Genomic DNA, 9964 nt, shown 5'->3' with positions numbered 1-9964 from the left:
ATCTGGCGCCATTGCTTCTCTACTCCAGACCTGCACATGGCTGTAGCCCAGGCAGCGGCCAGTATCCGCTTGCACCACCAGCGAAGGATGCAGGAAAAAGCCTAAGGACTGCTTATCTCCAATTACGCCTAATTGCTGCTGGTCGGAAATGTTGCGCCGGTTGCGTTCAAAGTTAGGCTGCGTCGTATCCTGAAATACTAAATAATGGGCGCCCACCTCCACTTGCCGCGCACAGTCCGCTTGCAAGTACGAAATGATTTGACTGGTCTGCAAACGGGGGTTATGCAGCAGACGGTAGTAACTCCGCTGCTCGGCTTCGCTCGCACTTAGCTGATGTATCACCACACTTTGCTTTTCTATTATCTTTTCTACTACTTGCTTGACCCGTCGCTCTATCCGAATGTTGCTAAATATTGCATCTGCCATTTACCCCCAACAGCTCCCCGCTCCATTTTGTGTCCTAATCGTAGCCCTAATTTAGGGAAGGTGCCCGGAGGGCGGAAGGGTTAAGCTACGCCAGAAGAAAAGCCACACCAATAAAAGCTAAAAAGGCCGAAAAAGCTCCACAGCACACCAAAGAACCTTCATTTAAAAAGAACACCTGTTCAGCCTTCCTCTGGAATATTGCTAATAGGAATTGGTATTCCCGAAACAGCTATTAGCAAACAGCAATAAAGTGTTGTTAACAAAATTTCAAAAAACAGTTTTAAAAGAGCTGTAATAGAACTCTAACTAAATTCTTTAGCCCCTGATAATTATAAATATTTAAAATAATTATTTTTTTTACCCCCACATTAAACTTATCCTTCCGGGCACCATCTAAAAACAACACCGGCCAAAATTTAGGTGTTAACAGCAACATTAAATGAAACCAAAACATCTACTCGTCCTCCTGTTTTTACTGCTTAGTCTGCCGGGCTTTTCCCAGACTTTTCCTGTCTCTGGCAAGATAACCGATGCCAAAGACAACTCAGCCCTGCCCGGAGCCACGGTCATGCTTATCCGGCTGCCCGATTCCGTTCGGAGTGTTTCTATTACCGATAACCAAGGTACTTTTAACTTTCAGCCGGCAGTTGGGCAATATTTGCTGCGGGCCAGTTTCCTGGGTTTCCAAACGCTGCAACGGCGCGTAGTGGTGGCCGATAAGCCAATTGCCTTGGGTAACTTAGCCTTACAGGTAAATACTACCACCTTAAAAGAAGTACAGATAACCGAAAAAGTGCCAACAGCAGTGCAAAAAGGCGATACCACTGAGTTTAACGCCAAAGCCATGAAAGTAAATACCGATGCCAACTCCGATGAGTTGGTGGAGAAAGTGCCTGGTGTGGTGATTCAGGATGGTAAAGTAACGGCCCGGGGCCAGGATGTAAAGAAAGTGCGGGTAGATGGCAAAGAATTTTTTGGTGACGATGCCATGGCCACCCTCCGGAATTTGCCGGCCGATGTAGTAGATAAAATTCAGTTGGTAGAAGAGCAAAGCGAACAGGCCCGCTTATCGGGTGTAGACGATGGTAACCGCAACATGACCATGAATATTGTAACGCGGCCAGACCGCCGCAACGGTATTTTTGGCCGGGTGGCTGCCGCTGCCGGTACCGACGACCGGTACCAGGCCGGTGGTACTATAAATATATTTAAACCTAAGCGCCGGCTTACTTTGCTGGGCGGAACAAATAATATTAACCAGCAAGGCTTTGGCATGGAAGATTTCCTGGGCGGCGGTTTTGGCGGCGGCCGGGGTAACCGCGGCGGCGGCATGGGCGGCGGTGGTTTTGGTGGTGGCGGCTTTGGCGGCAGCGGTATTACTACAACCCACAATGCCGGTATAAATTATTCCGAAGAATGGGGTAAAAAAATAACCTTAAGTGCGTCTTATTTTGGTAACTACACCGATAACAGCGGTTATAATAATTCTTACCGCGAATATTTTCAGCCCGATACCTTGCAACGTAGTAACGAAGCGGAAAAAGAAAATTTTGCCCGTCGCAACACCAACCACCGGATTAATGCCCGTTTTGAGTACAAGATAGACTCCGCCAACACCTTATTTTTTCAGCCTCGGTTAAGTTTCCAAATGAACGATGGCTTTTCTAACTACAACCAGGACGTGTTTTACCGCGAAAACCCGGTTAGTATTTCGGCCAACGAAACCAGCAGCGATTTATCGGGTTATAATATTGGCTCCGATTTAATATTCCGGCACCAGTTTGGTAAAAGAGGCCGCAGCGCTTCGATAGGCATTAATTTTGGCGCCAACGAAAACGACAACGATAACTACACTACCTCCGATAATACCACTTACAACGCCAGAACTGGTTTACCTAATTATATTTACACCGATCGGTTCCGCGATCAGGTAAGCGAAGGGGTAAACTTTAGCACCAATTTAACTTATACCGAACCTATTTCTAAAACCAGCCAGGTTAATTTAAATTATAATTACGCTATAAACCGCAACGACTCCGATAGCCGCACTTACGATTATTCGGAAGTGGACGAAGCTTATTCTTTGTTTAACGAGTCGGTTTCCAATGTTTTTAACAACAACAGTTTTGCGCACCAGGTTGGGTTAGGCTATAATTACTTTAACGCTAAAATAAATTTCAGTGCCCGGGGTTCTTACCAATATTCCGAACTGGATAACCAGCGTTTGCTGCCGAACAAAACCCAATTAGGTAAAAGCTTTGTGCGGTTTATTCCGAATGCCAATTTCCAATACCGGTTTTCCCGTTCCAAAAACCTGCGGGTTTTCTACAACGGCAATACCGTTAATCCATCGCTGGAACAGTTGCAGGACGTAATTGATAAAACCAACCCATTGGCGCACCGCATTGGTAATCCGGATTTAGACCAATCGTACCGGCATTTTCTTAATTTCCGGTATACCGCTACTAATACCGAAAAATCGACTACGTTTGTGGCTAACGTAAGCGGTAACTTAACGCAGAACCAGATTGTAAACAACCGTTTTGCCAACAACACCGGCGACTTGCTGTATATTTTCGGCGATACCCTGCAGGATCGGGCAACGCTTTCGCGGTACGAAAACCTGAACGGCCAGTACAGCCTGCGGTCTTTTATCAGCTACAGCATTCCGCTTAAATTTATTAAATCAAACCTTAATTTCGATGTTTCGGCCGATGTTAACCGCACACCTGGTATTACCACCCCCATCCGGAATGCCGATGCGATACAGTCCATTAACACGTATTCTTACTCGCAAAATTATGGTGGTGGCGTAACGTTGAGCAGCAATATTAGCCAGAACCTCGATTTTAATATTTCCTCACGGTCGTACTACAACAATGCTTATAATACCTTAAACCCCGACCAGAAAACCGGTTATTTCAATCAATTCAACCGCGTTCGGTTAAACTGGGTGTTCTTTAAGGGTTTTGTGTTCCAGACCGATTTTACTAACCGGGTTAATACCAGCGTAGCCGCAGGTGCCGAAAATATTAACTTTAACATGTGGAATATGAGTGTAGGCAAAAAGTTGTTCAAAAAACAAAACGGCGATTTACGCTTATCGGTATTCGATTTATTAAAGCAGAACCAAGGCTTCCGGCAGGTAGTAACCGCCGATTATTTAGAAGAAGTACAAAGCCAGGTACTGCAGCGTTATTTTATGCTAACCTTTACGTACAACATCCGCAAATTTGGTACTGGCAGCAGCAATGCACCTGAGCCCGGCGAAAGAGATGGTATGCGCGAAAGAGGCCGGTTTGGTCCGGGCGGACCAGGTGGTGGCCCTGGTGGCGGTGGCCCCGGCGGTGGCGGCTGGAATGGCGGCGGCGGCCGTGGAGGGTTCTAATCAGAAAAACACACTGAATATTCTTAAACAAAAAGGCAGCTTACTTAGCTGCCTTTTTGTTTTGTAAGTGTCGGGTAAAGCTGTTTTATTTGCCAGCCTTTGCAACAAAACTAGGCCGCATTAATATTAAACAACTTTAATCGCCTTATACTCGTCTGCTCAAATAATTTTATCCTTGGTTTGTTTTATGAGAAAGATTTTCCTGCTGTTCTTTTTTTGCAGTATTTGGTTTAATGCCTTGGCCCAGCGCCAGGTGGCAGGTAGGGTACTGGATAGCCAGTTACGGCAACCGCTGGCAGGCGCTTCGGTAGGAATATTAAATACCGGCGAAGGTACCATTACCGACGAAGGCGGCCGTTTCTTGCTTACTGTTCCTTCAGAAACCGACAGCCTGGTAATTTCGATGATTGGCTACCAGATGCGCAACGTAAAATTACCCCGAACTGAACGGGATATTACCGTACTGCTGCAAACTACCAATGCGCTCTTAACCGAAGTAAAAGTAACCGGCTACGAAACCAACCGGCCCCTGATGGAAACCGCCGGGGCTATTGGCGTACTGCACGCCCGCGATATAAACCGCTTTAATACTACTACCTTGGTGCCGGCCTTAAATTTAGTGCCAGGTGTGCGTATGGAAGAACGCGCTACCGCCAGTTACCGGCTTTCTATCAGAGGCAGCAGTTTGCGGGCGCCGTTTGGGGTACGCAACGTAAAATTATACCTGAACGAAATTCCGCTGGTAGAAGCCAACGGCACCATTCCGCTAAATTTATTAGATGCCGCTACCATTGGCCGGATTGAAGTAATTAAAGGACCGGCCGGCAGCACTTACGGGGCCGGTACCGGCGGCACCGTGTTACTGGAAACCTTACGCGCTCCCGCCGGCGAAACCAGTGCCGAGGTAGGCGCTATGATAGGTTCTTTTGGTTTACTCCGCTACAATGCCACGGTAGCCGCCGGCTCCGATAAAGCTAGTTTCCTGGTGCGTTATACCAAACAGCAATTAGATGGCTACCGGCAGCAAAGCGCCATGGACCGCGACGTGTTGTTAATTTCCGGCCAGTTATATCCTTCCGATAAACAAACCTTTTCTTTCCACGGGTATTATTCTGATTTGTACTACGAACTGCCCGGCGCGCTTAACCGCGAGCAATACGAAGCCAATCCGCGGCAGGCCCGCCAACTAAATGTAGACCAAAAGGCTGCGCTTAACCTGAACGGGGTAAATATTGGCCTGAACCACAAATACGATTTTAGTCCGCAGGTAAGCAACAGTACTTCGGTTTTTGGGGTTTTCAGTTTCCTGAACCACCCGTTTACGAACGACTACGAACGCAATACTAACCAGGCTTTTGGCGGCCGTACCAAAACTACTTACAAAACGGTTATTGGTGGCGTAGGTACCCGGTTTATGCTGGGCGGCGAGTGGCAACGCAGTTTTGTTAATTCGCGGCATTACGAAAATATTAAAGGCGTATCGGGTAAGTTAAATTTTGACGATGAGGTTACGCTGGAGCAAGGTTTTGTTTTTGCCCAGGCCGAAGCCGACTTACCCAAGAATTTTATTTTTACCCTCGGGGCTAGCCTAAACGACATGCAGTACCGCCTGGACCGCGTAACCGGCCCGGGACAGACCAATATTATGGAGAACCGCCGGCAGTTCGATCCACAGTTTTCGCCGCGGGTAGGTTTGGTAAAAGTATTTTCGCCGCAGTTAGCCGCACACGGCAGCATTAGCGCCGGCTTTTCGCCGCCCACCGATGCCGAAATTCGCCCTTCCGATGCCAGCTTTAATAGAAGCTTAAATCCGGAGCGCGGCACAAATTATGAACTAGGTTTGCGGGGAAATTTATTTAACGAAAAACTTACTTTTGATTTAACCGGTTTCCAGTTTCAGCTAAACGAAACCATTGTGAGCCGCGCTACTTCTACGGGCGTAGTGGTATTTAACAATGCCGGCGCTACAGACCAGAAAGGTGTAGAAGCGGCTGTTTCGTATAATATTATTCAGGCGCCTACGCTGCCCGTTTCGCTGTTAAAAGCCTGGAGTACCTATGCCTACAGCCACTTCCGGTTTAAAGATTACCAACGCGACGACCAGGATTATTCGGGCAACGAACTTACTGGTACGCCGCCGCACGTGCTTACAGCCGGTCTGGATGCTGAAAGCCGCCTGGGCTTCTACCTGAATATTACAGGTAACTACACTTCGCGCTTGCCGCTGAACGATGCCAACACAGTTTACGCCGATGAATTTGTATTGCTGGGTGCCCGCGCCGGTTTTAAACGTACCCTGAGCCAACGCTGGCAAACCGAAATTTATGGCGGCGTTGACAATGCGCTGGATAAAACCTATAGTTTGGGCAACGACTTAAACGGGTTTGGTAACCGCTATTTTCAGGCAGCGCCCGGCCGGAATTATTATACCGGAGTACAGGTAAAATATTTACTCGTAACGAGATAGCGTAGTAATCTCAATTTTTCCCAAAGCTTAATCCGTAAGAATAAATATTTGAGATTAAGCAAATATTAAAAATGAAAGTTTAAGTAACTCATCTCTGTCATTCAGGAGGAACCTATTTGGTTGCCTGCTAAATAGGTTCCTCCTGAATGACAATTTTGGATTACTTAGGCTTACAGACTGTTCTCATCTTAGTTTAACTTTAATGCCGATAAAATATAATTGGTAAGCCAAGAATATTGCTGGCATGCCTGCAGCCGTAAACCGGTTTGGCATAAGCTTAAATTATTACCTTTAAAGCATGAATTTGATTCAACGAATCAGGATAAAGCTTAATTATTTTTCGCGGTGGCGGAAGCAGGCTTTAAAGGTAGTGGAGCAAATTACCTTGTTTCTGAGCCTGGTAGCCATGCTGCTGATGCTTTATAATATTGGGTTTACTTACACCGCCGAAACCGAAAGAGCTATTCATAAAGCTAATTCTTATTTGCTCGTTACTTTTTTTGTGGTGCTGGGTATGCGGTTTCTGGCTTTGTTTAACCCCCAGAATATTACCCGCAAACGCACCTTAGAAATTATTCTGCTTTTGTTCTTTTTTGTGGCCCTGTGCCTGCGCTTTTTTATGCGCGATACGCATTTCGGCAACCTGGGCTGGGTTAATTTTTTCGACCGCCGGGCTTTTACCCACTTGGTTTTTATTTACATTTTTCTGGTACAGTTATCCCGGGTAAATTTCCGGCTTTCCCGGTTTAACTTTAATCCGGCCCTGCTCTTTATTTACAGCTTTTTGTTTTTAATTTTTGCCGGCGCTGGTTTGTTGCTATTGCCGCAGTCAACGCACCACAATATTTCTGTTTTAGATGCTTTTTTTACCGCTACCAGTGCCGTTTGCATTACGGGTTTAACAGTAGTAGATACAGCTACTACTTTTACGCCTTTCGGTAAAAAAATAATTATCCTGCTGGTGCAGTTAGGCGGATTAGGCATTATGACGTTTACCAGTTTTGTAGCGTTATTATTCCAGAGAACCAGCACTTTTAAAAACCAGTTGTTTTTGCAAAGCATGGTAAACGAAGAGCATCTGGGCCAGACTTTCCGGACGATTGTTAAAATTGTGGGCATTACGCTTGGCATAGAAGCTATTGGCGCATTACTCATTTATTTAAGCATGGATAACCAGCTTTTTTATAACCAACCCGAAGAGCAATGGGCTTTTGCGGTTTTCCATGCAATTTCGGCTTTTTGCAATGGTGGTTTTTCTACGCTTAGCCATGGTCTTTACGACATAAGAATACGCTATAATTATAATTTACAGCTAACACTGGCCTGGCTAATTATTTTGGGCGGCTTGGGTTTTCCTATCATGTTTAATATTTATAAATATTTAAAGCAGGAAATATTAAAAGTATTTTATTCTTTTTTTAAGTCGCATGCTTATAAACATAAGCCCCGGCTCTTAAACATCAACTCCAAATTAGTACTTATAACCACCACCATTCTGCTAATATTAGGTACTATTTTGTTTGGTTTACTAGAATATTGGCATGCCTTGCAGGAGCACTCCTGGTACGGTAAAGTGGTAGTTTCCTTTTTTGGGTCGGTTACGCCGCGCTCGGCGGGTTTTAATACCGTAAACATGGCTACGCTTACTACGCCCACCATTTTAGTTTATTTACTCCTCATGTGGATTGGCGCTTCGCCGGCTTCTACGGGTGGCGGTATTAAAACCACTACCCTTGCGGTCGCTTTTTTAAATATTATTAGTATTGGCAAAGGCCGCGACCGCTTAGAAGTAATGAACCGGGAAATTCCGAACGAATCGGTTAAAAGAGCTTTTGCGGTAATATTTCTATCTTTTATGATTATCGGGCTGAATATTTTTCTGGTAACCCTTTTGGATGCCCGCCATGATTTAAAAGCGGTAATATTCGAAGTTTTCTCGGCATTTGCTACGGTAGGGTTAAGCCTTGGCCTAACGCCGCAATTAAATGATGGCAGCAAAGTTATTATTATGCTTACCATGTTTCTGGGGCGGGTGGGCCTTATTACGTTTGTATTAAGCTTTATTAACCGCGATATAGCCATGCACTACCGTTATCCCAGCGAAAATATTATTATCAGCTAATACAAAGCACCGCCATGAAGTACATAATTGTGGGTTTAGGTAATTTTGGGGCAACCCTGAGCATGCAGCTTACCGATATGGGGCACGAAGTAATTGCCATTGATAAAAGCCTGGAGAAAGTAGATAATTTCAAAAACCAGATAACCCATACCATTTGCCTCGATGCCACCGACCAGCAAGCCCTTTACACGTTACCGCTGAAAGAAACTGATATTGTGGTAATAGGTATTGGCGAAGACTTTGGTGCATCAGTAATGGCTACGGCCTTGTTTAAACAACTTAACGTAAAGCGCATTATTGGGCGGGCTATTTCGCCTATTCACCAGAAAGTACTCGAAGCCATAGGCATCGACCAGATTGTACGGCCGGAGCAGGAAGCTGCCGAGCGCCTGGCCAAACGCCTGGAAATGCGCGGCGTAATAGATTCGTTTGATTTAGGCGAAGATTACAATATTATAGAGGCTACTGTGCCGGACCGTTATATAGGGCAAACAGTTATAGAATCTAACATCCGGAACGACTATAAGGTAAACGTACTAACCATATTGCGGGCCGATAACAGCATAAAACTGTGGAACAGAAGTGTACAACGCCGGGTACTGGGTGTAGTAACTGCCGAAACCCGTTTCGAGCAAAACGATATTCTGGTTTTATTTGGCCGGATAAAAGATATTGAGCGGCTACTGCACGCCGATTAATATTTTTTCTATTTACCCCAGTTCCTCGTTTTCAGGATTGTTCTGTCTTTTCAATCTTCCCAATTTTCGGGATTACCTGTATCAGGAAGCGTTTGTTGCTGTATTCGCGCTTACCGGTATAGCGCCCGGTGCCGTAAAAACCACTACCGGCAATAATTATTTCAAACCGATTGGGGTTAAACTGAATATTGCGGGCCTGCCAGAAATTAAGCAAAGCCAGCGCCCGGTTATAGCTTAGCTGATAGCCGTAATCGCGTTTATCCACGTGAAACCTGGGGTTATATGGATCGCGAGCAGCCATGCCTTCAATAATAACCAGGTACTTTACGCCCTGATCTTCTTTAATATCTTCAATTATTTTTTTTAAGGTTAAGCCGGCCTGGTATAGTACTTCTTTATCTTTTTCCTTAATTACCCAACTGTCTTTGTCAAAAGTTATATCCACTTTCAGTTCGTGGCGTTTATTTACCGGATCGAAGCGGAAATATTTGCCTTCCAGGCCTTTCAACGCCAGTTCTATCTCCTGAATTTTGCGGAGTTGCGCTACCTGCACCAGCAACTCGCTCTGCTTATCCTGAAATAATTTATAACTCAGCACAAACAACACCAGCATCACAATAAACAATGCCGTCATGAGGTCGACGTAACTGGGCCAGAAAAAGTCTTTATTATCTTGTTTCAAAATTTAATATTTAATACCTGCACAGCAGATTAACTCATGGTGAGAGTTGTATGATAAATTAATTTCAATCTGATTTATCTGATTATTTCTTTCGAACAGATGTTATACAATAACTATAATAATTGAGGTTCAAGTAATTCACTCGTGTCATTCAGGAGGAACCTATTTGGCTACCTGCTAA

At 45.1% G+C, this 9964-nt stretch carries 5 protein-coding genes and 1 pseudogene; 4 read left to right on the top strand and 2 right to left on the bottom strand.

The window, feature by feature from the left end; genetic code table 11:
- A pseudogene (locus F0145_RS15215) lies at positions 1-426 on the bottom strand (hypothetical protein); the annotation flags it as partial.
- A gap of 439 nt (positions 427-865) precedes the next feature.
- Here F0145_RS15215 and F0145_RS15210 point away from each other — a divergent pair.
- The 4 genes from F0145_RS15210 (at position 866) to F0145_RS15195 (ending at position 9101) form a co-directional block, all read left to right on the top strand.
- Positions 866-3814: a TonB-dependent receptor gene (locus tag F0145_RS15210; protein ID WP_150089392.1), complete on the top strand. Its 2949-nt coding sequence runs from the start codon at positions 866-868 to the stop codon at positions 3812-3814.
- 187 nt (positions 3815-4001) lie between these two features.
- On the top strand, positions 4002-6281 hold the full coding sequence (locus F0145_RS15205; protein ID WP_150089390.1) for a TonB-dependent receptor: 2280 nt from the start codon (positions 4002-4004) through the stop codon (positions 6279-6281).
- A gap of 298 nt (positions 6282-6579) precedes the next feature.
- Entirely contained in the window at positions 6580-8403 is a 1824-nt protein-coding gene (locus tag F0145_RS15200) for a TrkH family potassium uptake protein (protein ID WP_150089388.1), read from the top strand.
- Positions 8404-8417: 14 nt separating this feature from the next.
- The gene (locus F0145_RS15195; protein ID WP_150089386.1) at positions 8418-9101 is read left to right on the top strand and encodes a potassium channel family protein; all 684 of its coding nucleotides are present in this window, start codon (positions 8418-8420) and stop codon (positions 9099-9101) included.
- Between the two features lie 31 nt (positions 9102-9132).
- Here the strand turns inward: F0145_RS15195 and F0145_RS15190 are convergent, their stop codons facing one another.
- On the bottom strand, positions 9133-9783 hold the full coding sequence (locus F0145_RS15190; protein ID WP_223816094.1) for a hypothetical protein: 651 nt from the start codon (positions 9781-9783) through the stop codon (positions 9133-9135).
- Between the last annotated feature and the right edge of the window lie 181 nt (positions 9784-9964).

Origin of the sequence: Adhaeribacter rhizoryzae (assembly GCF_008629685.1) — a bacterium.
GTDB classification, from domain to species: Bacteria; Bacteroidota; Bacteroidia; order Cytophagales; family Hymenobacteraceae; genus Adhaeribacter; species Adhaeribacter rhizoryzae.
This window is presented reverse-complemented; position numbering and strand designations above follow the sequence as displayed.